This is a genomic window from Paraburkholderia sp. (assembly GCF_050742655.1).
In the GTDB taxonomy this organism is placed as follows: Bacteria; Pseudomonadota; Gammaproteobacteria; order Burkholderiales; family Burkholderiaceae; genus Paraburkholderia.
Map to the genome: position 1 here is coordinate 128175 of NZ_JBOIGG010000002.1, position 21970 is coordinate 150144.

Consider the following 21970-nt stretch of genomic DNA (forward strand, 5'->3'; position numbering starts at 1 on the left):
ACTGCAGCTACAGTGCTATAGATCCAGCACCAACAGCTTGCTCGTCGCGCGGGACACGCAGGCCGTCAGATAGTCGGCGCGCTCGTCCTCGCCGAGAATGAAGTCGCGATGGTCGACTTCGCCTTCCAGATAGCGCACCTTGCAGGTCGCGCACAGCCCCGAACAGCACGACGTTTCGAGTACCACGCCCGCTTCGTTCAACGCATCGACGATGCTTTGCTCGGGCTTCACCGAAATCACCTGCCCGCTGCTGGCGATGCGAACGTCGAAAGCGCCGGATGCATCCGCAGGTTGTTCCGCAGGGGGACGCTCAGGCGCCTTGAAATGCTCGAAGTGCACGGTCTCTTTAGGCCAGTGACCGGTTGCCTGCTCGCACGCTTTCATGAACCGACCCGGACCGCAGTAGTAGACGTGCGTTCCGTGCGACGGTTTCGTCAGCAGACGACCAATGTCCAGTCCAGCACCTGGATTGCCGCCGTCGAAGTGATAGTGCAACCGGCCTCGCGCATGCAGTGCGGCCAGTTCGTCGCCGAATGCGGCGCATGTCGCATCGCGCGCGCAATAGTGCAGTTCGTAATCGACGCCCCGTGCATCGAGCGCATGCGCCATCGCCTTGAGCGGTGTCACGCCGATGCCGCCCGCGAGCAGGATCACTTTTTCCGCATCGGTCACGAGCGAAAAATGATTGCGCGGCCGGCTGATCCGCACGATGCCCTGCACATGCAACCGTTCGTGCACGGCCTTCGAACCGCCGCGTCCCGCATCGTCTCTTAGCACCGCGATCACGTAGCGCTTGCGCTCGTCCGGAGAGTTGCACAGCGAGTACTGGCGAATCAAACCATCGCCGAGATGCACGTCGAGGTGCGCGCCCGCATCGAACGCAGGGAGATCGGCACCCGACGGATCGACGAGTTCATAAGACTGGATGCCCTTCCCTTCGAAGCGGATCTGCCGGACCAGCAGCTGCAACGTGTGCTCATGACCATCCGGCGAGTTGTCTGCAATTTCCATGTTTGCGTAGCGCGCTCAGCGCTTCATCGATTGTTCGAGCGACTCGAACTGGTCGCGCACGAACGTGGCGCGTTCGGCGCCTCTCATTGCTTCGCTTTGCACGAGAATCTCGACGATCTTCTTCGTCACCGCGCGACGGCGCTGCACTTCCTGCTCGACAGTCTCGCCTTCGGGAATCTCGAAGACGTTGCCCGAACAAAAGCTGTTCGGCGCTCCACCGTGCTCCCGGAACCATTGCGCAAACTCCTGTGCCGACGCCGCCGCATTGGTGCCGCGTAGCGCATCACGCAGCAGCTTGCGAAACTGATAAACGCCCGCGTCGAATCTGGTCGGATGCTCGAGCGCATGCACGGCGATAGGCCGCTGACTGATGATCGCTTCATAGTCGCCGGGCGCGTACTGCGTGTCCTTGTAGTTCGCGCGCTCGCGATGGTTCGGCGGAATCGGCGGCAGATCGTCGATCGTGTACTCGCCAAAGCGCTCCGGACGCCGCATCGCAACCTGTCCTTCGAGAAAGTCGATCGACTCGTAGCCGACCAGTTCCTTCTCGCCGACGCCGCGCGTGTCGATGCCTGGCCCCATCACGCGCCAGCCGATCATCTTGCTGTTTTCGTCGTCGACCGGCACCGTCCAGCGGATGATGTGAAAACGGCTAAAGAGCTTTTTCTGAGAGCCGTCTTCCGATGTGTACGCGTGCAGGCTCAGATTCGGCAGCACCTGATGCTGGACCCGTACGAACAGTCTGTCCTTGCTCACCCGTCGCGCACCCGCACACGCGAGACTGCGCCCCTGCTGAACCGGTACGAAGTGCATGTCCGGCGCGACCTCCATCGACGCCGCGCCCACTTCGTCGAATGTCGTGCCCTGGTAGTGACCGTCAACGACGTTCCTGCCCGCATGCAGCGCGGTCGGATGATAGTTGTCGGCCGCGTTGTCCTGCACCTGCAGCCAGTTGCAGTGCTGGAAGTTACTGTACGGCACGAGTTCGTCGCCGGGTAGCACGGTGAAATCGCCTTCCCATTCGGGAAACGGTGGCTCGGCTTCCGGCGGTCCCATATAGGCGAACACGAGCCCGTTGCGTTCGACCGCCTTGTACGCGCCCTGGCGAATCGAGCACGCGTATTTCTCCGCCTCCTTTTCCTCGCCATTCGGGAACGGCACGTGCAGGCATGCACCGTCGACGTCGAACACCATCCCGTGATAACAGCAGCGGATTCCGTGTTCCTGAATTGCGCCGTATTCGAGCGATGCGCCGCGATGCACGCAATGCGCATGCAGCACGCCGATGCGCCCGGAGCCGTCGCGGAACGCGACCAGTTCCTCGCCAAGAATCTTCAGAAAACGCGGCGTATCGGTGAGTTCTATCGACATGCAGACCGGATGCCAGAACGCGCGCATGAACTCGCCCATTGGCGTGCCCGGGCCGGTTTCGGTCAGTTCCGGATCGTGGCCCGGCGCTTTGTTCGTGTAATAACCGCCGTAAGGGATGAGCTTTTTCGCCACCGGCGCGCCGCCCGCGCTCTTTTGTCCTTCCAGCTTGTCCGACTTGATGCTCATGGTGTCCGTCCTCCAGTGATTGCGCCAGATTTGCGTCTCGCAGTTTAGAACTCTGAACTCTGTATACAGAGATTAGAGTGCTGAGTCCGCTTTGTCTCCGAGGGTAAACGCTGATTTAGGGCGAACGGCACCGCCGCTCACGTGAACCCGCCCACCGGCGCGATGTGAATTTCTTACGCACCCACCGCGGCTTTTTACGCAGCCTTTACACCGACACCGCTACGCTACATACATTCGCAATGCACACAGGTGAACCGCGGGTATGGAATCCGTCACGTCTCACGACGCCCTCGAGCGTCGCACCAAAAAATCTCCCGAATCTTCGTCGCATCCGACACGGCTACTGCTGGAAGTGATCCCTGGCGGCGACAACGCCGCCGCATCGAGAGCGCATCTGACCGCCCTGCTCCGCTCCCCGCTCGGCGTGTACGTCACCCGCACGGACGTGTCCGGCGAGAACGTTCGCGCCCAGCTCGACATCGCTCCTGAAGACCTCGATTTCACGCTGCATATGCTGGTGTCGATACTGCCGGACGCATTGATCGGCCCCGCGAAACAAAACGCGCAACGCGAGACCGCTTGGAGGATCCACTGACATGTACAACGGGATCTGGCTGCCGATCGTCACACCGTTCCGTTCCGGGATCGTCGACATCGAGGCACTTCAACTGCTCACCGAGCACTACCTGCGAGCGGACATCAGCGGAATCGTCGCATTGAGCACGACGGGCGAAACCGCGTTACTCAGCGACACCGAGCGGGCAACCGTGCTGCAGGCGATCACCGACGTCGCCCGCAACCGGCTTCCGGTAATCGTCGGCGTCGCGGGATACAACACGCTCAATATCACCGACGAAATCCGCCGGTTCGATCACTGGGACGTGGCGGGCTATCTCGTGTCGGCGCCGTCCTACGTGCGCCCCGACCAGGCCGGCGTGCAATGGCACTTCGAACAGGTCGCGCAGGCGACGGAGCGCCCGATCGTGCTCTATAACGTGCCGCACCGAACCGGCGTGTCGATCGATCCGGAAACGGTCAACAGGTTGACCCGGTTCGACAACATCGTCGCGGTCAAGGAGTGCGATCCGCAGAATTTCAACGCGTTGAGGAGCGCGCCTGTCAGCGTGCTCTGCGGCACCGACGACGCGTTCGGGGAGTGTCTGAAGCGCGGTGGCGCTGGTGGAATTCTCGCGACCGCGCATATCTGCGCCGACCTGCTGATCGAAGCGTACGACCTCTCGCAGCAGAACCGTCAGGCGGAAACCTATGCCCTTCTCGAATCGATTCGCCCGCTGCTAAAGCTGCTTTTCTCGGCACCGAACCCGGCCGCGATCAAGGCGATGCTCGCGATGGAGCTTCCCATCTCCGCCGAAACGCGGATGCCGATCAGTCCCGCGTCCGCCGAACTCGTCGCGCGGCTGCGAGAAGCGCGCGACTCGCTGCAGGAACTGCGAAGTGCAATGAGCAGTTCATAGCGGCAAGCGCGAATCCGGCTCGCGCCGTGCCGTTCGCTCAAGCGCTTGCGGAAACCCGATCATCGCGTTAGACCGGACAGACTCCCGACGACGCGTCTCAAACGCCGATGATTCTTCCAGCGAGCGCTTGCGCGAACGGCATCGATATCGTTCGCCCACTTGAACATCAAGGTTTGTCGTGCAGGTATTCAGAGGAATCGCCAAAGTCGTGTTTATCGTGTTCGCGTGTAATCAGATTCTGATCGTCGCGTTCGGCTGGATGGCACGGCAATTCGATGCGAACGTTTCGGACCGGGCCATCCTGATCTTTGGACTGGTAACCTCCGGCCTGCTGTCGTTCTGGTTGCAGGCGGATGCGCAGCGCGCATTCGCCTTTGCAAGGAAGAACGGCTTCATCAAGAGTGGGCCGCCCCGATCGGGAACGGTGGCTATCGCCGATAACTGTCCGAAGCGCTGGCTGGTCGTGCTGTACATCGATCTGCATCCCGTGGTGCCGCGCGCTGACTGACACAGCGCGAGAAGCACCCTACGTCTTCTGCGCCGCGAGCACCTGTTGCACGCTCTCGTCGACGCTCAGTTCCGACAAAACGCACGCGCGCAGCGTGTCGTCGGCTGCACGCTGCAGTACCTGCAAGACGTCCGGTTTCAGCCGCACCATCGCGAGCCGCCAGTGACGGGCCTCGCATTCGGCCGCGAACGTCTTCAGCGATTCGATCGTCGTGCCGTCGAGATCGGGCGATTCCTCGAGACTCAGCATCACCGTCTGGACCGGCGTGGAAGCTGCATGCGCGAGCTGCCGCACCTTGTTCAGCACGCGTTCCGTGTTCGCGAAAAACAGCTGCGCTTCGGGCCGCACGATCAGCACAGCGGGAATCGCTTTCGCGTCCTCGTGCATCGACACGTCGACGAAATCGTGGCTATCGCGCAGACGGCCAAGTACGCTGACGTTCGGCTCCGACAGCTTGCGCAACGTCAGCAGCAGGCTCACGCCGATCGCCGCAAGCAATCCTTGCAGCACACCCAGCACGATCACCGCGAGCAGCGCGGCGATCACGACGAGACGATCCCTGCGCCAGACCCAGTATGGTTTGAACACCGACGGATGCAGCGAATGACTGACCGCGAAGATCACGATCGCCGCGAGCACCGCTTCGGGTGTGCGCGCAAGCTGTGGCAACAGCAGCCACACGATCAGCGCGATCACCACCGCCGCGCACAGACCGGCCATCCGCGTTTGCGCGCCGGCCGCCTCGTTGGCCGATGTCGCCGAATACCCGGCGCCGACCGGCATCCCGTGAAGGAGTCCCGACACGAGATTCGCGCAACCGAGCGCGACGAGATCGCGATTCTGCGACACCGTGTCGCCATGCTTCAACGCGAAGTTTCGAATCGATCCGTACGACTCCGCATAGAGAATCAGCATCAACGCGAAGCCGAGTTCGACGGTCTGCATCCATGCCGCGCGGCCAAGCGTCGGTACGCCGAACGCAATGTGCTGCAGATCGATCTTGCCCACCACCGCGATGCTGTAGTGCTGCCAGTCGATCCAGTAGCCGGCCGCGATGCCTAGCACGATGACGATCAGGGTCGCGGGCGCGCGCGAACGATGCCCGACGATAAACAGGATGGCCAGGGCCGTCGCGCCGAGCGCAAGGCTGTAGACGTTGCAGTGCGCCAGTCCGCGTAGCAGGTCGAGCGCGACGTGCAGCGTGTCGCTGTGCTGGACGGGCACGACGAGAATCTTCGGCAACTGCTTGATGACGATGGTCAGCGCGAGACCGAACGTGAAGCCGCGCAGCACCGGACGCGCAATAAAATCGGACATACCGCCGAGCCGTGCCGCACCGGCAAGAATGAACAACACACCGGTCACTGCGACGAGCGCGGCAGCAAGCGCAAGCTGCGTAGCGACGTTCGCGCCGGACTCCGACAGCACGGTGGCGGCAAGCACCGCAGCCGATGACGACGTCGACGATACGATCGCGAAGCGACTGCTGCCGGTGAGCGCATAGACGATCAACCCGACCAGCAGTGCGATCAGACCCGCCTGCGGCGGAAGATTCGCAAGGCCCGCATACGCGACGGCCTCCGGAATCAGCAAACCGGCAATCGAAATACCCGCAAGCGCATCGCGCACCGCGCGTTCGCTGCGCGGTGCGGGCGACTCACCCGCTATGGAAAAATGCGCGGCGTGCTGCGGCCCCGCATCGGGACGGCTCGGAGGAATGTCCATGTGGTCGGCGAAAAAGAATGCGATGAACGAACGGCAAGCGGGTATCGGCCCGGCCTTAACCCCTTGGCGCGATCAGACCGGACCATCCCGGCAGATAGCGCGCGTCCTGTCCGTGCGCATGATCCAGCGCCGCGTCGAGTGCTTTCGCGAAGTCCTTTTTAATGTTCGATAGCGTGATTTTCGGGCGCAGGTAATCGGCCCACAGAAACTCGCTGAACGGCGTCGTGTCCTTCGCATAGCCCCCGGCCGTACGCAACTCGCCGGCAAGACTTCGGTAGGGATCGTCCTTCAACTGGGTCAGCACGCCGGGCAGGCGGCTGTAGTCGTGTCGTGTGCCGTCGGCGCCGAACGGATGCACCCACTGGTTATGTTCCATGATTCGCCAGAAGATCGTCTCGTCGAGCCACGACAGATCTTTGAGCAGCATCGCCTTGACGTCGCTCACCCCTTCCTCGATCAACGCGAGCCCCAGATGATGGTGGTCGACGATGAAGTACTCGTTGCCGGGTCCAAGCACCGCGGGAAACCAGTGCGAGTCGATTGCCGCCTTGCGGGCCTGCTTGTTGAGCGCCTTCCAGTGCTTGCGCTTTGCCTTGACCTCCCGATATCCCACAGTCATTTGCGTGGGACGCAATGCTTCGAGCTTTGCAGGAACGAGATGAACATCGGTGCCAAGCGTCATGATCTCCCCTTTTTAAATGTCGTATCGCAATGTCGGCACGATACAGCGGAACCGCCGCGGCGTTAATAGCGCGTTCTACCTTTGAGCGGTCCTTGCCCGGTTGATTAACGATGCTTGACACCCACGCACGCGCCAATCTTTCGCATGGCCTTCATCGGGCTGTCGATTTCATGCTCCGGCGACCCACGCCAAGGAGAGGTCGTTTTGTTCCAGTGGCTTCGACCAACACGCTGTGCTTTCTCGACGATGTCGGCGGAGGCGGCGGTGATAAGGAACCGGCAGGCAGCCTCGCGGACGGTGGGTCCGATCGACGGCTGATCACGTGCCTTACTGAAGCATCAGGCGCACATCTTCGGTAATACAAAGGCAAAGATTCGGCAAATTCACGCGTCCCGCAGGTCGACTAGAATGGACAATGAAGCACGTGGCGTCTCGACAGACGTTCCGGGCTTCACCCGAGTCTTATCCTCAGGAAGGTATTTATGAAAGTCTTTGCTTGCGCCGCTGTACTGATGCTGTCTGCCGCCGCATCCGCGCCTGCGTGGTCCGATACGAACGACGTTCCGGCGGCAACGGTTACGTCACCTGCGTCACATACGTCAGATGCACCCAATGTAAGGCAGGCCCACGTGCCGGTGCTGCGTGTCGGCGTGAGCGACCCCAACACGCAACTGATCCTGCCGTGGTTTCTCGCCGACATCGTCGATGGGATCAACAACCACACGCCGCCTGGCGATCTGCTGCGAAAGGCCGCGCACGACCTTTAAGGTCATCCCGCACTCGCTCCCGGTTCGGACCTCAAACCGACGCGAAAACAATATCCGACGGGCTGCCCACGCCTACGTAAGTATCCGTAAAGCGCAGCTTGCCGGTTGCCGCATCGGCGGCAAAGACCGCGATGTGGTCGCTGCGCTGGTTTAGCGCATACAGAAAGCGGCCCGACGGATCGAAGCGGATCACGCGCGGATAGTCGCCGCCCGTCGGCACCTCGTGCAGACGCTCGACGTGCCCATCGCCTGCAATGCGGAACTGCACGATCGTGTCGTGCAGACGGTTCGCGACATAGACGAAGCGCCCATCGTGCGACAGCACGATCTCCGACGCGAAGCTGGTTCCCTGGTATCCCGGCGGCAAGGTCGACACGGACTGCCGCTGCGTCAACGCGCCGGACGCGGCATCGTATTCGTAGAACACGAGCGTCGACGCTTCCTCGGTCACTTCGTACAGGTAGCGGCCGTTCGGGTGAAACGCGAGATGCCGCGGACCGGCACCCGCCGATGCCGCGACGAACGGCGGATCGTTCGACGACAACGCACCGGTCGTCGCATCGAACTTCCACACGTAGGTACGATCGACGCCAAGATCCGTCGAGATTGCAAAGCGGCCGTCGGGCGAAGGCACGATTGCATGCGCATGCGGACCGTCGTGATCGCTGATCGCGAAGCTGCCGGGCACGCCCTCCGCCGCGTGCTGCGCACCGGCTGGCGCCTGCGGACGCTGCACCGAACACGCGTCGCCGAGTACACCGTCGATAGCGACCGGCAACACCGCGACACTGCCGCTGTTGTAATTCGCCACCAGCAGGAAGCGGCCGTTCGGATGCAGACTCAAGAAGACAGGCCCCGCACCTTGCGAGTCGACCGTGTTGATCAGTTGCAGCGCGCCGGTACCCTGCTCGATCGTATAAGCGCTGACCGAGCCGTTCGTCGTGCCGTTGTAGTTCTTCACCTCGCTGACCGCGAACAGGAAACGCTGCTGCGGGTCGACGAGCAACGCGCTCGGGTTGTCGATACCGCGCTGCGGTTCGAGCGCGTCGAGCTTGCCGGTCGCGCGGTCCACCCGAAAGCGGTGAATGCCGAGACCGTTCGGTGTGTACGTGCCGACATAAGCAAACAGCGGCTTGCCCGACTGCGCGTGCGCGACGGACTTCGATTGCGCGCGTGCAGCAGGTTGAGACGGCGTCGCCGCGATCGAACCCACCGCCGACCACGCGGCCAGTGCGCTTGCGCTCTTTAGCCAGACGCGGCGCGTCTGTTGTGCAGGCACGCCTGCCTCCCGAACCTTGCTCATCGTTTGCCTTTTGGAGAATGACGAACCGACGTTGGCGAAAACGGAACGGGACGCACCATGTGTCGACCTATTCCATAGTTACGGCATACATGGCCCAGCTGCGCATTAGTCTAGCAGGCCGTCACCGTGCGTCAACACAGGAAGAACGAAGAGAAAAGACTCAGGCGGCATTCAGGCTGCACACGCGATCACGTCGCGCGGCAGTTCGATCCGGCGCGACCACGCTGCGAGTGCACGCGATGCAACTGCCGACCTGCTGAGAATCGCGCTGTCGTAGTGCTTGCCTTCGAAACGCATGGTGTCCGCGATCCGGAAGCCCTGGCTGCGGTAAAACGCAATCAGGTGCGCGGCGGGATACGGCGTGTCGAGCGCCAGTTCAGCGTAGCCGCGCGTCGCGGCCCAGTGATCGGCAAGCGCGAGCAGCAGCGTGCCAATGCCCCGGTTCTGCCATGCAGGATCGATGCCGATCTGTCGCACACTCGCGACGTCGTCACGCTGATAGAGTTCGCACGGCGAGTTTCGATCAGGCGCTTCGAGCGTCATCGTGCCGATGATCTGGCCGTCGCATACCGCGACATGACAGTCGCCACGCATCGCACGCGATCGCGTCACCGACACGGGCTGATCGACGCACGTGCAATCGAGTCCCATCGCACCGAGCCGTGCAAACGCGCGATGCAGCATGTCGGTCAGTTCGTCGAACGCATCGCGCGCGGGATCGAACCGGCGTATGTCGACGGGTTGAACCCCGCGACGAACATAAGCAACCTTGATCGACTGAACCCGTTGTACGTGCTTTGACATGGCGGCCTCGCTGCCTCGCGTTCAGAAAAACTCAGGAGAAGAACGTGAACGGCAACGTGGCCACCAGATAAACCGCAATGCCTGCAGCCGGCAAACCGACCGCGATCGCACCCGCCGCAACCACGCCGCTCGCGACCGCGGACGCGACCAGTACGCGTCGGCGGACCTGCCTTGCGGCAATACCCGACCGGTGTCGCGAATCCTGCGGAAGATGATCTGCACCGGCGTAATGCGGAAGGTTGAAATCAGACATGGCACCGCTCGTCTATAGACAGTGGACGATCGAAGTCTGACAGTCGCCGGATATCGATGGGATAAACAGCTCGAATGAAAGCAGAAAAAACGCGTATACGCCGCGGCGTGCGCATCGATCTTGATAAATCCTTTATACGGCACCCGTATTTCTTTGCGGAAATTGCCCTCCTGGATCGCCTACAGTTTCCGCACCCCAACCAGTCGTCGAGCACATGCACGGGAATAGAAACCAGAATGGAATCGGGCAGCCGGGATTGCTTCCGTGGCGTCCCGCATTCGCAGCCGTATTTGCTGCGCTGTTGCTGGCAGGTCCAGTGACAGGCGCCGGTGCGCAGTCACTGGCAGCAGTTCCCTTCGCCGCGAGCGACCTGCACGACGACACGCACAACGATACCGCGGCGCTCGCCTCGAGCGATATCGTGACGATGCTACGTGAGCAGTTTCGCGTGGCCCGCAACGACTCGGTCCGCATCGCTGACGCCGTGCTCAACGAAGCGCAACATCAGGCGATGTCCCCGGTCCTGTTGCTTGCTGTGATGTCCATCGAATCGGGCTTCGACCGTCATGCGGTCAGCAGCGCCGGCGCGCGCGGCCTGATGCAGATTCTGCCGTCCGCGCATCCCCGGTTGATCGCGCACGCGAAGGATCTCTCAGATCCCACCGTCAATGTGCGTATCGGGTCCACGATTCTGCGCGACTACCTCGATGCCGCGGACGGCGATCTGGACGCCGCGCTGTTTCGCTACAGTGGCGGTGGCCGCGGTTACGCACGTAAAGTCATGTCGCAGATGAAGAACTTCAATGCGCGGCTGTATCCCACGAGTAGCGTGCGGGCTCAACCGGACGACGCGCGCGTGCTGCCCGTTCGCTACGGGCAGCCCACTGCGCCGTCGGATTGCAACACCAGTACCCCGACACCGGGCCTGGCGACGGACTGCACGGACACTGGGTCTGACAGCTGAAACGCGAGGTTTTAAATCTCGTTCTCGCGCTTCACGCAGCAGGCGGTTTACGCGCAACAAAGTGCAGCCACCACGCGTCGTCCGTCTGCACGGCATCGCCAATACAGTGGCCATCGCTACAACTGAACGCGACCCCCGGCATGAAACCCAGCGACGCGAGTTGCCGACGCTGTTCGATCAACGTCGTGTAGACGATCAGAATCCCGAAGTAATGCGCCGATGCCGTTTTGATCGAATACCCCTCGTGGTTGCGATGAAAGCGCGAATGACGCACATAGTTGTAGCTGGAGAGCGGGAGCACGCGCATCGTGCGCAGCGTACGCCATCCATAGCGCAGCGGATTGAACGTGAAGCGCGGCATCAGCGTCCAGATGTTTTCGCGGAACCCTGGGCCGTCGCGATTATGCGAGGAGAACAGCACCAGGCCGCCCGGCCGGGTCACCCGGAACATCTCCTTCAGGATCAGCACCCTGTCCTCATAGCTCACGCAGTCGATGCCATTCCAGCTGAACGCGGTCAACGCATAGTGACTGGACGGCAGCGCGGACATATCGCGCGCGTCCATCTGATGTAGCGTGGTGTCCGGGAAACGGGCGCGCGCTTCGTCGAGCAGACTCGCCGTGTAGTCGATGCCGGTGTAGTCGGATGAAATCTGTTTCATCAGCGGTATCGTGCGGCCCGCGCCGATACCGATATCGAGTAGAGGCTGATCGTGACACTCGCTTTCACACCACGCGAATGCCGCCTCCTCGCCGGGATCGGTCCATGTCTTGTCGCGTGTGAATTCGCGCAACGCGTCGCGCGAATTCCACGCTCGCCGGTTTATCTGGTCGAACGAAGGCTGGACGTTCATGGACACGCTCCCCGTATGAGCATTGCCGTTAAACAGGTCTATCGCGGACGACTCTGGATCGCCATTTCATTGGGATCGGGACGCCGGTCGCCGTCGATAAGACGAGGTCTCGCAGTTATTGTTGAAGGGGTTGAGTGCGACATCACACGGAAGATGTACAACGTGTGTTCGCCACACCGTGCGATCGAGACTACGCCTGCGGAGATGCGACGCTGCGTGCGCGCGCATACACTTCGTGCGCGTGACCGGCGAGAGATGAATGGGTTCTATACGATGCGCCGCCGCATAAACAACGGGCAATCCGGATCCATCTGACAAGAGATCGAACAGGAAAAACGCAGAACGTCTCGTGAAGCGTTCCGCTACAGTGCACGTCGAAACCGCACTACGTGTGCCGCATTCCAGCACCAGCCAGCACGTTCACGAAACGAACGGCAGCTTGCTATCGCGTGCTTCGGCAAGCATCGACAGCGTGATCTTGCGCACTTCGAGCTTGCTCTGCGTAATGTGCGCGCGCAGCAGGATCAGCGCTTCGGTGAGCCGGTTGCGGTCGATCAGATTAAGCATCGTCGCGTGCTCGTCGTAGGTCGCGCTCGTGCGATGCGGTTTCAGAAAATCCAGCCGCCGCACGATGCGAATGCGCTCGGTCACCTCGTTGTGCACGCGCAGCATCTCCGCGTTGCCCGTTGCGGCCACCAGCTGCCGATGAAAATTCTCGTCCATGCCGAACATCTTCACCGGATCGTCGATACGCGCGTCCTGCTCGACGCACCAGACACGTCGCAATGCATCGATCGACGCATGCGCGGTGTCGCCGGCACCCGGCAGCCGTTCGATCGACGCCAGTTCGAGGACGATGCGCAGGTCGTACAGCTGATCGAGCTGATCGAAGTTGATCGCCGCGACTTTCCAGCCGCGCCGGAAACCCACTTCCAGATAGCCCTCGCGCTGCAGACGGAACAACCCGTCGCGCATCGGCGTGCGTGACACACCGTAGTGCTGCGCGATGTCGCTTTCGGAAAAGCGGTCGCCGGGAAACAGCCGGAAGCTGAAGATGTCGCTCTTCAGTTTCTGGTAGACCTGCTCGGCCAGCGCGTTGGGGGTCGTGCCCGGTCCGGCGGCTGTCTCCACCCCAGTCTCCGTTGTCACTTCAGAATCGTCGCTCATGGTTCGTGGCCCGTTTTTCGTCATTATCGACATTTCACGGGGCCGCGATAAGACTGACGTGAGCCGCGACGACCTGCCATCCGCCATCGGTGCCGGTACGTGCCCACGTCTGCATCTGCCGTCCGAGCAGCGGCGTCGCATCGCTGGTGAACTCGGTACTGACGGTGGCGAAGTCGGCGCCGAACGTCGTGACCACCGTGCGATGCAGCGTGCGCGACGGCGGCACCGGCGCGCAGACTTCGCGCCATGCGCGAATCGCCGCGCCGCCGTGCTGGATCTCGGCGATGCCGTAGCGGACCGTCTCGTCCGCATCGCGGAACAGCGCGTTCATCGTCGCGACGTCGTTCGCAACGAGCGCTTTTTCATACGCAACAAACGCCGCGGTCACCTCCGCGACGACATCAGGCCGGTTCACTTCCATCGTGGTTCACTCTCCGTGGCTTCGGTCAGTGCGACGAACGGCGCCGTCCATCCGACGATGCCGCCCTGCGAGCGCACCATCTCGAGCGTCGCCTGCCGGAACGCCGGGAAGTAGCTCGCGGTCGCATCCTCGATCAGCAGACAGTCGTAGCCGCGGTCGTTCGCTTCGCGCATCGACGTCTGCACGCAGACCTCGGTCGTCACGCCGGCAAACACCAGGTGCGTGATGCCACGCGCACGCAGATCGCTGTCGAGCGTCGTCGCATAAAAGGCACCCTTGCCCGGCTTGTCGATCACCACCTCGCCGTCGAGCGGCGCGAGCGCATCGACGATCGCGTTGCCCGGCTCGCCTCGAATCAGGATGCGTCCCATCGGACCCGCATCGCCGATCCGCGCGTGCGGTGCGCCGCGCAGGCGTTTCGCGGGCGGACAGTCGGACAGGTCCTGGGCGTGCGATTCACGCGTGTGCACGACGAGCCAGCCGTCGCGGCGCGCGAGTGCGAGCAGCGTGGCGACCGTCGGCACGATGTCGGCGAGCAGCGTCACGTCGTTGCCGAGCGCGGCGCCGAAACCGCCTGGTTCGATGAAGTCGCGCTGCATGTCGATCACGACGAGTGCGGTGCGGGCGGCCTCGAAGATAAATGGCCCGGGTTGGGCCGCCACAGTCGTGCTCATCCGGCGACCTCCTTCAACACGCCCGCATCGAGCGCGGCGTTGTTAGCAGTGTCGCGATGCCCCGCCATATGACCACCGAGCACCGCACGTTCCGCGTGCGCGGCAAGCGTTTCGAACACAAACTCGCCTTCCGCGATCACGACGATGCGATCCGCGAGTTCGAGGAGTTCGTCGAGGTCTTCGCTGACGAGCAGGATCGCGGCACCCGCGGCGCGCGCAACCATCAGGCGTGCGTGAATGTCCGCGACCGACGCGAAGTCGAGACCGAATACCGGGTTCGCGACGATCAGCACGTCGACTGGCTGACCGAGTTCGCGCGCCAGTACCGCGCGCTGCACGTTGCCGCCGGACAGCGTGCCGATCGCGCGTTCCGGCATCGGCGGACGCACGTCGAAATCGTGGATCAGATGCGCTGCGCGCTGCCGCATTGCGCGCCGGTCGAGCCGCCATCCGCCGCGCCGCAGCGGCGCGCGATCGAAGTCACGCAGCGCGAGATTCTGCGCGACGCTCATCGCAGCGACGCATGCATTCTTCAACGGTTCCTCAGGAATCGCGAAGACACGGCGACGCGTCATCTCGTCGCGAGTCGCACGATACGGCGCCCCGGCAACGCGCATGCTGCCGGCCTTCACGCGCCGCTGACCGAGCAGCGCCTCCACGAGTTCTTTCTGTCCGTTGCCGGAGACGCCGGCGAGTCCGAGAATCTCGCCCGAGCGCACCGCGAGCGACGCATCGCGCACGGCCGGATGCCCGCGATCGTCGTCGATCGACACGTCGTTCAGCTCGAGACGCAACTCCGCCGACGTTGCAACCGGCGCGCGCGCCGCACGAGGAGTCTCGACCGCAACCGCATTCGCACCATCGCTCACGTTGCTAACGTTGTTCGTGCCCATCATCCACGCAGCGAGTTCATCCCGATTCGTCCGCGCGACCGCGCACGTGCCGACCTGACGCCCCTTGCGCAACACGGTGACGTCGTCCGCATACGCCATCACTTCGCGAAACTTGTGCGTGATGATCAGCACCGTCAGCTCGCCCCGCGATGCGAGCGCGCGCATGAGCCCCAGCACCTCGTCGGCTTCCTGCGGCGTCAGCACCGACGTCGGTTCGTCGAGAATCAGAAAGCGCTGCCCCAGATACAACTGCTTGAGAATTTCGAGCTTCTGCTTTTCGCCAGCGGCGAGCGTCGACACCGGCGCATCGAGCGGCAAACGGAACGGCATCCGCTGCATGAACGCGGTCAGCGCCGCGCGTTCGCGTTTCCAGTCGATCTTCCACGGCAGGCTGCCGCGCACGAGCAGCAGATTCTCTTCGACCGACAGCCCCGCCGCGAGCGTGAAGTGCTGATACACCATGCCGATGCCGAGCGCCTGCGCGTCGCGCGGCGACGCAATCCGCACCTCGCGACCGTCTACGGCGATCTGCCCTTCGTCCAGCAGGCCGTAACCGACGAGCCCTTTCACGAGCGTGCTCTTGCCCGCGCCGTTCTCGCCGAGCAGCGCGTGGATCGTGCCCGCGCGCACGTCGATCGACACGCCATCGAGCGCGCGAAACGCGCCGAACGACTTGCCAGCGTTCAGCGCTTCGATTCTTGCAGCCTGCGAGGTGACCTGCATGATCACGCGTCCAGCACGGCCAGCAGCGCGCGCGAATCCGACACGGTGCCAAACACGCCGCCCTGCATCGTGATCATGTGCAGCGCCGCGTCGTGATTACCCGGGTCGGTCGCGCCGCAGCAGTCGGCGAGTACCGTGCATTCGAAGCCGCGGTCGTTGGCTTCGCGCATCGTCGTGTGCACGCAGACGTCGGTGGTGATACCGGTCAGCACCAGGTTCTCGATGCCGCGCGTGCGCAGGATCAGCTCGAGATCGGTCGCGCAGAACGAGCCCTTGCCCGGCTTGTCGATGACGATTTCGCCGGGCAGCGGCGCCAGCTCGTCGATGATCTGCCAGCCCGGTTCGCCGCGCACGAGAATCCGGCCGCACGGGCCGTCGTCGCCGATGCCGATCCCTTCGGTGCCCGCGCGCCGGCTGCGCCAGCGCTTGTTCGCGGGCAGATCCGACAGGTCCGGGCGATGCCCTTCGCGCGTATGGATAATCGTGAAACCCTGCGCGCGCATCGGACCAAGCACGCTGCGGATCGGTTCGATCGGCGCGCGCGTGAGCGACAGGTCGTAGCCCATCTTGTCGACGTAGCCGCCGAAGCCGCAGAAATCGGTCTGCATGTCGATCACGATGAGCGCCGTGTTGTCAGGCCGCAGATTGCCGTCGTAGGGCCACGGATAAGGTCGGGCTTCGATGAACCGGTTCATGGTGTCGGAATCCTTCAACAGGCTTCAAGGTGCTTCGATAAGGTCAGCGGGTGAGGCTGAGTTCGCCGGGCGCGCCCGCGAGCGTGCGGTCGGGCCGACAGTTGACGATCATGATCGCGAGCGTCAGCACGTACGGCGCCGCGTTGTACAGGTAGTAGCCGCGGGTCACGCCGATCGACTGCAACGCGGGACCGAGCGCGCCCGCCGCGCCGAACAGCAGCGCCGCCCACAGGCAGCCGACCGGCCGCCAGCGCGCGAAGATCACCAGCGCAACCGCCATCAAACCCTGGCCGCTCGAGAGCCCTTCGTTCCAGCTGCCCGGATAGACGAGCGACAGGTACGCCCCGCCGATGCCGGCCAGCAACCCGCCGGCCGCGGTCGCGACGATGCGGATGCGCGTGAGCGGATAGCCCATCGCGCGCGCGGTCTCCGCATGGTCGCCGACGAGCCGCAGCGTCATCCCCCAGCGCGTGCTGCGCAACCCCCAGTGCAACGCGAATGCAAGCGCGACACCGATCACGAACAGCAGGTTGATACGCAGCGCGTTGTGCAACTGCGGCGAGGCGGTCCATGCGCCGAGATCGATCGACGGCAGCATCGGCGCCTGCGGTTCGATGAACGGCTTGCCGAGGTAGAACGCGAGACCGGTACCGAGCAGCATCAACGCGATGCCGAACGCGATGTCCGACACGCGCGGCAGCGAACATACGAGCCCGTGCAGCGCGCCGAGCAGCAGACCGACCAGCGCCGCGGCGAGCACGCCGAGCCACGGCGAGCCGCTCAGATACGCGCCGGCATAGCCGCTCATCGCGCCGGACACCAGAATGCCTTCGAGCCCGAGGTTCACGCGGCCGCCCTTCTCGGTCAGACACTCGCCGAGACTGACGAACAGATACGGCGTGCTGACGCGGATCGCGCCGGCGAACAGCGACAGGAACAGGATCGCGATCGGCGAATGGATCTCAGGCATGCTGGCTCTCCAGCGGAACCGGCGCGCCGGCGAGCACCGCGGCCTGCAGCTTGATGCGCCACGCGGCGATGCGTCCGCCGAGCGCTTCCCATGCGAGCAGGTTCGCGAACAGCAGCCCCTGCAAGACCAGCGTCGTCGCGTCGGGCAGATCGAGCCGCCGCTGCAGCAGGCTGCCGCTCGCCTCGATGCCGCCGATCATCAGCGCACACACGACGATCGCGAGCGGATTCTGGCGTGCAGCGAACGCGACGAGAATGCCCGCGTAGCCGTAGCCCGCGAGCAGCGACGCGTTCGCGCTGCCCTGCACCGCCGCGACTTCGAACATGCCGCCGAGTCCCGCTGCCGCGCCGCCGAGCACGCACGCGGCCAGCGTCAGCCCGTCGACCGGTAGACCCACGAGCCGCGCCGCGCGCTGACTGCCGCCGACCACCCGCATCGCGAAGCCCTTCGTGCTGAACTGCACGAACACCCACGCCGCGATGCACGCGACAACGCCCCACAGCAGGCCCCAGTGCATTTCCAGACCGGGCATCGAGCCGATCGTCATCGCATCGGGTAGCGGCGCCGTCGACGGTTTGTTGAGACTCGCCGGATCGCGCAACGGCCCTTCGACCAGATGCTTGAACAGCGCGATCGCGATATACGACATCAGCAGACTGCTGATCGTCTCGTTGACGCCGCGCCACTGCCGCAGCGCGCCGACCGCGCCGATCCACGCGCCGCCGGCGAGCATGCCGGCCACGGCCATCAGCGGCGTCGCGACGAACCATGGCGTCGCGGCCGGCAACACCGACGGCACGACCGCCGCCGCGAGTCCGCCGAGCGCGAGCGCCCCCTCGCCGCCGATCACGATCAGCCCCGCCTGCGCGGGCAGCGCGACGCACAGCGCGGTCAGCATCAACGGCGATGCGCGCAGCAGCGTGTTCTGCCACGCGAACGACGAGCCAAACGCGCCTTCAAAAATCAGCCCGATCGCATCGGGCACGGGTTGTCCCTGCACCAGCAGGAACAACGAGAACAGCAGCAGCGTACCGAGCAGCGCCAGCACCGTCGGCAGCGCGGGCAACAGACTCAGCAGCACTCGTGCAGCGGGGGCACCAGCACGCATCGCGGCTCCTTCATTTGCATGGGTTCGCATGGGTTTGCATCGACTCGCACGAACGCCTGCGTCAGATCTGGCCGACGACGCCGGCCACCAGGTAGTTCATGCTTTCGAGCGTGTAGTCGGTCTGCACATGGGACGTGCCCGCCGCGATCGCCGTGCCGCCCTTGTTGTCCTTCAGCGGTCCCTTGAAGATGACGAACTGACCGGCCATCATGCTGGCCTTCACCGCGTCCGCGGCCTGCTTCGCCTGCGGCGTGACCTTCGCGCCGTACGGCGACATCTTCACGAAGCCTTCCTTCAGGCCGCCGCGCAGCAGGTTCGGCTGCGACTTGCCGCTCTGCGCATCGGCGACGAGCGCCTTGTATGGCGTCGCCCAGTCCCATTCGGCGCCGGTCAGATAGCCCTTCGGCGCGAGCGCGGCCTGGCTCGCGTGATACCCGCAGCTCATTGCGCCGCGCTTCTCGGCGGTCTCGACGACGACCTTCGGACCGTCGACGTGACACGTCAGCACGTCGCAGCCCTGATCGACCAGACTGTTGGTGGCTTCCGCCTCCTTCACCGGCATCGACCAGTCGCCGGTGAAAATCACCTGCGTCGTGATCGACGGATCGACCGACTGTGCGCCGAGCGTGAACGCGTTGATGTTGCGCAGCACCTGCGGGATCGGCTTCGCGGCGACGAAACCGAGCTTGCGGCTCTTCGTCATGTGACCCGCGACGACGCCGTTCAGGTACTGGCACTCGTCGATGTAGCCGAAGTAGCTCGCGATGTTCGGCGGATTGCCCGGCTTCCAAAGACCGCCGCAATGCGCGAAGCGGACCTTCGGATATTTCGCGGCGATCTTCAGCACGTGCGGATCGAAATAGCCGAACGACGTCGCGAAGACCAGCGTCGCGCCGTCCTGCTCGATCATCGCTTCCATCGTCTTCTGCACCGCGATGGTCTCGGGCACGTTCTCTTCCTCGACGACCTTCACGTCCGGCAGCTTGCGGATCACTGCCGCCGCCGCAGCCTGCGCCTGGTTGTAGCCGTAGTCGCCGCGCGCGCCGACGTAGATCACGCCCACCGTGGTCTTGCCCGCAGCGAACACGGAGTCGAAAGGCAGCATGCTGCCGAGCGCGAGCGCACCGGCACGCTGGATGAAATGGCGGCGACTGGTCATGTCGTTCTGTCCTGATCGAGGGTTAAGCGGGGGTCTACCGGATATCGCCGGGAGCGCGTGCGTTCATGCGTTCAATCTTGCATACAAATTTGAACGCAACCAAGCAGCAGCCGTGCCAGGCGTATTTCCGCTCCGGTCGATTCCTCGCGAATCCTTGCTGGACAAGGGTTTCGTGGATCTTCTGCGGCCGCCTCTGCTGGCCGGCGCGAACGGACGGCCGCAGGCATCGTGGTGCAGGCGTCCCCAAGCTCGGGCAGCGCTGCCCGTCAATTGCGCGTCCAACGCCCGTTTCATTCGTCCGCTCGACACACGCCCCGCCCGCGCTCGCGCATCGACCTTTGTTTGGAGCGCGCCGCCTGGAGCAAACCCTTGGCGAAGCCCTGTGCAAGGCCATATAAATCAGGGATCAGACGGGGTCCGCCGCGACCGGCAGGAGCCCGAAAAAAATGGAGGGAGACAATGGCATCGGCACGAACGGAATCCGCGGGACCGAAGCGCTGGGTCGACGGCAAGCGCTACCTGTGGCTGCTGGGCGCTCTCACGATCACGCTGCCGCTGCATGGCGCGCAACTCGCGTTGCAGACGGGCATTCACCTGTTCTGGTGGTTCGGACCGATCTTCGTGTTCGGCATCATTCCCGTGCTCGACTATCTGATCGGCGACGACTCGAGCAATCCGCCGGACGACGTTATCCCGACACTCGAAAAAGAGCGCTATTACCGCCGCATCGTCTATCTCGCGACGCTGATCGAATACGTGTCGTTCTTCGGCGCGGTGTGGGTCGTCGGCACGCATACGCTCAGGTGGTACGACTATCTGGGCTTCGCGCTGACGCTCGGCGCGGCCACCGGCGTGTCGATCAACACCGCGCACGAGCTCGGCCACAAGACCGATCCGTTCGAACGCTGGCTCGCGAAAATCACGCTGGCGCCGGTGGCCTACGGACACTTCTTCGTCGAACACAACCGCGGTCATCACGTGCGCGTCGCGACGCCACCCGATCCGGCCAGCGCCCGCTACGGCGAATCGTTCTGGGCGTTCCTGCCGCGGACCGTGCTCGGCAGCATCGCGTCGGCGTGGCGACTCGAGAAGCATCGGCTCGCGCAACTCGGGAAATCGCCATGGACCTGGCGTAACGAGGTGCTGCATTCATGGGCGATGACGGTCGTGCTGTGGGGCGCGGTCATCGCTGTGTTCGGCAAAGGCGTGGTGCCGTTCCTGTTGATCCAGGCGGCGTATGGCGCGTCGCTGCTCGAAGTGGTCAACTATCTCGAGCACTACGGCCTCGGCCGCAAGCAGTTGCCGAACGGCCGCTACGAACGTTGTCAGCCGGAGCATTCGTGGAACAGCAACCGTGTGGTGACGAACCTGTTCCTGTATCAGTTGCAGCGCCACGCCGATCACCACGCGAATCCGACGCGGTCATATCAGGCCTTGCGCCATTTCGAGACCGCGCCGCAACTGCCGTCGGGCTACGCGACGATGATCATGTTCGCGTACGTGCCGCCGCTGTGGTTCCACGTGATGAACCCGCGCGTGGTCGCGCATTATCGCGGCGACATGACGCATTCGAACATCAGGCCGGCGATTCGCCAACGGGTGCTTGCGCAGTTCGCGCATGGAGCGGGTTAGATCGCACCGGCACGCTTCGTCTGCGCTCGCCGGCGCGATCGTCACGCGTCGACGTGCTCGCCGACCAGCAGCAGATGATCTTCGATCAGATCCATTAGCCCGGGTGCAATCTTCTGGTAGATCGGGCCGGCCATATAGCGCTCCGAATGACCGATGGATTGCCACCAGTAATACAGAAACAGCCGGTCAGGATCGCCGGCCACCCGGCTCATCTCGACCCGGGCCAGGCCTTCCGCTGACCGTACCTGTGGCAGGCAATCGATGGTGAATTGAACCAGTTCCTGTCCTTTTCCCGGTTGTGCTTTGAGAATTGCAATGGCGCGTATCGTCTCCGTCATTTTTCCTTCCTCCGGTTAAGCTGGGCAGTCGGCGGCGCGTCGATCATGGCGCCAGCGACTCATTCCTAGAATCGTCACGATTATCCCCATAGAATCCGTCAGGACGTCTCGTATATTTTCAGGATAACCAAACCTTCGAGTCTGGCTTTACAGGATGAAGCATGACAACGAACCATGAACCCGGTACGCCCCTGCCACTGCCCTCACCGATTGCATACCTGATGGCCACCTTGCTATGCATTTCGCTTGGCGCATGCGGCGGGGACAACGGCAATACCGCGTCCCCTG

General features: G+C 63.5%; 23 protein-coding genes. 6 read left to right on the plus strand and 17 right to left on the minus strand.

What is annotated here, in order from left to right:
* Nucleotides 1–15: 15 nt before the first annotated feature.
* The gene (locus ACREXZ_RS03265; protein ID WP_431762596.1) at nucleotides 16–1011 is read right to left on the minus strand and encodes a PDR/VanB family oxidoreductase; all 996 of its coding nucleotides are present in this window, start codon (nucleotides 1009–1011) and stop codon (nucleotides 16–18) included.
* Nucleotides 1012–1026: 15 nt separating this feature from the next.
* Complete coding sequence (locus tag ACREXZ_RS03270; protein WP_431762597.1) at nucleotides 1027–2568, minus strand: Rieske 2Fe-2S domain-containing protein; 1542 nt, start codon at nucleotides 2566–2568, stop codon at nucleotides 1027–1029.
* Nucleotides 2569–2830: 262 nt separating this feature from the next.
* On the opposite strand from ACREXZ_RS03270, the gene ACREXZ_RS03275 reads away from it, so the two are divergent.
* The 3 genes from ACREXZ_RS03275 to ACREXZ_RS03285 all read left to right on the plus strand — a co-directional run bounded on the left by ACREXZ_RS03275 (nucleotide 2831) and on the right by ACREXZ_RS03285 (nucleotide 4551).
* Nucleotides 2831–3163: a hypothetical protein gene (locus ACREXZ_RS03275; protein WP_431762598.1), complete on the plus strand. Its 333-nt coding sequence runs from the start codon at nucleotides 2831–2833 to the stop codon at nucleotides 3161–3163.
* A gap of 1 nt (nucleotide 3164) precedes the next feature.
* Nucleotides 3165–4043: a 4-hydroxy-tetrahydrodipicolinate synthase family protein gene (locus ACREXZ_RS03280; RefSeq protein WP_431762599.1), complete on the plus strand. Its 879-nt coding sequence runs from the start codon at nucleotides 3165–3167 to the stop codon at nucleotides 4041–4043.
* 178 nt (nucleotides 4044–4221) lie between these two features.
* Nucleotides 4222–4551: a hypothetical protein gene (locus ACREXZ_RS03285; RefSeq protein WP_431762600.1), complete on the plus strand. Its 330-nt coding sequence runs from the start codon at nucleotides 4222–4224 to the stop codon at nucleotides 4549–4551.
* An 18-nt stretch (nucleotides 4552–4569) separates the two neighbouring features.
* On the opposite strand, the gene ACREXZ_RS03290 is transcribed toward ACREXZ_RS03285, so the two are convergent.
* Entirely contained in the window at nucleotides 4570–6276 is a 1707-nt protein-coding gene (locus ACREXZ_RS03290; protein ID WP_431762601.1) for a SulP family inorganic anion transporter, read from the minus strand.
* 55 nt (nucleotides 6277–6331) lie between these two features.
* Entirely contained in the window at nucleotides 6332–6958 is a 627-nt protein-coding gene (locus ACREXZ_RS03295) for a ParB-like protein (protein ID WP_431762602.1), read from the minus strand.
* A 482-nt stretch (nucleotides 6959–7440) separates the two neighbouring features.
* Here ACREXZ_RS03295 and ACREXZ_RS03300 point away from each other — a divergent pair, with 482 nt between their 5' ends.
* Nucleotides 7441–7725: a hypothetical protein gene (locus tag ACREXZ_RS03300; protein WP_431762603.1), complete on the plus strand. Its 285-nt coding sequence runs from the start codon at nucleotides 7441–7443 to the stop codon at nucleotides 7723–7725.
* A gap of 31 nt (nucleotides 7726–7756) precedes the next feature.
* Here ACREXZ_RS03300 and ACREXZ_RS03305 read toward each other — a convergent pair whose 3' ends face one another.
* The 3 genes from ACREXZ_RS03305 to ACREXZ_RS03315 form a co-directional block, all read right to left on the minus strand.
* Entirely contained in the window at nucleotides 7757–9028 is a 1272-nt protein-coding gene (locus ACREXZ_RS03305) for a lactonase family protein (protein ID WP_431762604.1), read from the minus strand.
* Between the two features lie 171 nt (nucleotides 9029–9199).
* On the minus strand, nucleotides 9200–9832 hold the full coding sequence (locus ACREXZ_RS03310; RefSeq protein WP_431762605.1) for a GNAT family N-acetyltransferase: 633 nt from the start codon (nucleotides 9830–9832) through the stop codon (nucleotides 9200–9202).
* Nucleotides 9833–9863: 31 nt separating this feature from the next.
* On the minus strand, nucleotides 9864–10085 hold the full coding sequence (locus tag ACREXZ_RS03315; RefSeq protein WP_431762606.1) for a hypothetical protein: 222 nt from the start codon (nucleotides 10083–10085) through the stop codon (nucleotides 9864–9866).
* A gap of 316 nt (nucleotides 10086–10401) precedes the next feature.
* On the opposite strand from ACREXZ_RS03315, the gene ACREXZ_RS03320 reads away from it, so the two are divergent.
* Complete coding sequence (locus ACREXZ_RS03320) at nucleotides 10402–11049, plus strand: transglycosylase SLT domain-containing protein (RefSeq protein WP_431762607.1); 648 nt, start codon at nucleotides 10402–10404, stop codon at nucleotides 11047–11049.
* A 31-nt stretch (nucleotides 11050–11080) separates the two neighbouring features.
* Here ACREXZ_RS03320 and ACREXZ_RS03325 read toward each other — a convergent pair whose 3' ends face one another.
* From ACREXZ_RS03325 to ACREXZ_RS03365, 9 genes are all read right to left on the minus strand, one after another.
* Nucleotides 11081–11902: a class I SAM-dependent methyltransferase gene (locus tag ACREXZ_RS03325; protein ID WP_431762608.1), complete on the minus strand. Its 822-nt coding sequence runs from the start codon at nucleotides 11900–11902 to the stop codon at nucleotides 11081–11083.
* Nucleotides 11903–12322: 420 nt separating this feature from the next.
* A complete protein-coding gene (locus ACREXZ_RS03330) occupies nucleotides 12323–13069 on the minus strand; it encodes a GntR family transcriptional regulator (RefSeq protein ID WP_431762609.1) in 747 nt (248 codons plus the stop codon).
* Between the two features lie 34 nt (nucleotides 13070–13103).
* Entirely contained in the window at nucleotides 13104–13490 is a 387-nt protein-coding gene (gene hpxZ / locus ACREXZ_RS03335; protein WP_431762610.1) for an oxalurate catabolism protein HpxZ, read from the minus strand.
* Nucleotides 13481–14164 (minus strand): cysteine hydrolase family protein, encoded by a 684-nt coding sequence (locus ACREXZ_RS03340; protein ID WP_431762611.1) that lies wholly within the window; start codon nucleotides 14162–14164, stop codon nucleotides 13481–13483. Before ACREXZ_RS03340 ends, hpxZ begins: the two co-directional genes overlap by 10 nt.
* Nucleotides 14161–15780 carry an ABC transporter ATP-binding protein gene (locus ACREXZ_RS03345; protein ID WP_431762612.1) on the minus strand — a complete coding sequence of 540 codons (1620 nt, stop codon included), beginning with the start codon at nucleotides 15778–15780 and terminating at the stop codon, nucleotides 14161–14163. The genes ACREXZ_RS03340 and ACREXZ_RS03345 overlap by 4 nt, the downstream gene beginning before the upstream one ends.
* A gap of 2 nt (nucleotides 15781–15782) precedes the next feature.
* Nucleotides 15783–16475, minus strand: a complete 693-nt coding sequence (gene biuH / locus ACREXZ_RS03350) for a biuret amidohydrolase (RefSeq protein WP_431762613.1) — start codon at nucleotides 16473–16475, stop codon at nucleotides 15783–15785.
* A 43-nt stretch (nucleotides 16476–16518) separates the two neighbouring features.
* A complete protein-coding gene (locus tag ACREXZ_RS03355; protein ID WP_431762614.1) occupies nucleotides 16519–17445 on the minus strand; it encodes an ABC transporter permease in 927 nt (308 codons plus the stop codon).
* On the minus strand, nucleotides 17438–18553 hold the full coding sequence (locus ACREXZ_RS03360; RefSeq protein ID WP_431762615.1) for an ABC transporter permease: 1116 nt from the start codon (nucleotides 18551–18553) through the stop codon (nucleotides 17438–17440). Before ACREXZ_RS03360 ends, ACREXZ_RS03355 begins: the two co-directional genes overlap by 8 nt.
* A 61-nt stretch (nucleotides 18554–18614) precedes the next feature.
* Nucleotides 18615–19712 carry a BMP family ABC transporter substrate-binding protein gene (locus tag ACREXZ_RS03365; RefSeq protein ID WP_431762616.1) on the minus strand — a complete coding sequence of 366 codons (1098 nt, stop codon included), beginning with the start codon at nucleotides 19710–19712 and terminating at the stop codon, nucleotides 18615–18617.
* Between the two features lie 459 nt (nucleotides 19713–20171).
* Between ACREXZ_RS03365 and ACREXZ_RS03370 the strand changes: the two genes are divergently transcribed.
* A complete protein-coding gene (locus tag ACREXZ_RS03370) occupies nucleotides 20172–21344 on the plus strand; it encodes an alkane 1-monooxygenase (protein WP_431762617.1) in 1173 nt (390 codons plus the stop codon).
* Nucleotides 21345–21385: 41 nt separating this feature from the next.
* Here ACREXZ_RS03370 and ACREXZ_RS03375 read toward each other — a convergent pair whose 3' ends face one another.
* Nucleotides 21386–21682 carry a putative quinol monooxygenase gene (locus tag ACREXZ_RS03375; RefSeq protein WP_431762618.1) on the minus strand — a complete coding sequence of 99 codons (297 nt, stop codon included), beginning with the start codon at nucleotides 21680–21682 and terminating at the stop codon, nucleotides 21386–21388.
* Nucleotides 21683–21970: the final 288 nt, after the last annotated feature.

Bases quoted from the DNA above. Each gene is read 5' to 3' on its own strand.
- ACREXZ_RS03340 (WP_431762611.1), bottom strand. From the start codon at position 14,164: ATGAGCACGACTGTGGCGGCCCAACCCGGGCCATTTATCTTCGAGGCC.
- ACREXZ_RS03270 (WP_431762597.1), bottom strand. From the start codon at position 2,568: ATGAGCATCAAGTCGGACAAGCTGGAAGGACAAAAGAGCGCGGGCGGC.
- ACREXZ_RS03330 (WP_431762609.1), bottom strand. From the start codon at position 13,069: ATGAGCGACGATTCTGAAGTGACAACGGAGACTGGGGTGGAGACAGCC.
- ACREXZ_RS03315 (WP_431762606.1), bottom strand. From the start codon at position 10,085: ATGTCTGATTTCAACCTTCCGCATTACGCCGGTGCAGATCATCTTCCG.
- biuH (WP_431762613.1), bottom strand. From the start codon at position 16,475: ATGAACCGGTTCATCGAAGCCCGACCTTATCCGTGGCCCTACGACGGC.
- ACREXZ_RS03290 (WP_431762601.1), bottom strand. From the start codon at position 6,276: ATGGACATTCCTCCGAGCCGTCCCGATGCGGGGCCGCAGCACGCCGCG.
- ACREXZ_RS03300 (WP_431762603.1), top strand. From the start codon at position 7,441: ATGAAAGTCTTTGCTTGCGCCGCTGTACTGATGCTGTCTGCCGCCGCA.
- hpxZ (WP_431762610.1), bottom strand. From the start codon at position 13,490: ATGGAAGTGAACCGGCCTGATGTCGTCGCGGAGGTGACCGCGGCGTTT.
- ACREXZ_RS03310 (WP_431762605.1), bottom strand. From the start codon at position 9,832: ATGTCAAAGCACGTACAACGGGTTCAGTCGATCAAGGTTGCTTATGTT.
- ACREXZ_RS03295 (WP_431762602.1), bottom strand. From the start codon at position 6,958: ATGACGCTTGGCACCGATGTTCATCTCGTTCCTGCAAAGCTCGAAGCA.
- ACREXZ_RS03325 (WP_431762608.1), bottom strand. From the start codon at position 11,902: ATGAACGTCCAGCCTTCGTTCGACCAGATAAACCGGCGAGCGTGGAAT.
- ACREXZ_RS03280 (WP_431762599.1), top strand. From the start codon at position 3,165: ATGTACAACGGGATCTGGCTGCCGATCGTCACACCGTTCCGTTCCGGG.
- ACREXZ_RS03345 (WP_431762612.1), bottom strand. From the start codon at position 15,780: ATGCAGGTCACCTCGCAGGCTGCAAGAATCGAAGCGCTGAACGCTGGC.
- ACREXZ_RS03365 (WP_431762616.1), bottom strand. From the start codon at position 19,712: ATGACCAGTCGCCGCCATTTCATCCAGCGTGCCGGTGCGCTCGCGCTC.
- ACREXZ_RS03265 (WP_431762596.1), bottom strand. From the start codon at position 1,011: ATGGAAATTGCAGACAACTCGCCGGATGGTCATGAGCACACGTTGCAG.
- ACREXZ_RS03360 (WP_431762615.1), bottom strand. From the start codon at position 18,553: ATGCGTGCTGGTGCCCCCGCTGCACGAGTGCTGCTGAGTCTGTTGCCC.
- ACREXZ_RS03275 (WP_431762598.1), top strand. From the start codon at position 2,831: ATGGAATCCGTCACGTCTCACGACGCCCTCGAGCGTCGCACCAAAAAA.
- ACREXZ_RS03375 (WP_431762618.1), bottom strand. From the start codon at position 21,682: ATGACGGAGACGATACGCGCCATTGCAATTCTCAAAGCACAACCGGGA.
- ACREXZ_RS03355 (WP_431762614.1), bottom strand. From the start codon at position 17,445: ATGCCTGAGATCCATTCGCCGATCGCGATCCTGTTCCTGTCGCTGTTC.
- ACREXZ_RS03370 (WP_431762617.1), top strand. From the start codon at position 20,172: ATGGCATCGGCACGAACGGAATCCGCGGGACCGAAGCGCTGGGTCGAC.
- ACREXZ_RS03305 (WP_431762604.1), bottom strand. From the start codon at position 9,028: ATGAGCAAGGTTCGGGAGGCAGGCGTGCCTGCACAACAGACGCGCCGC.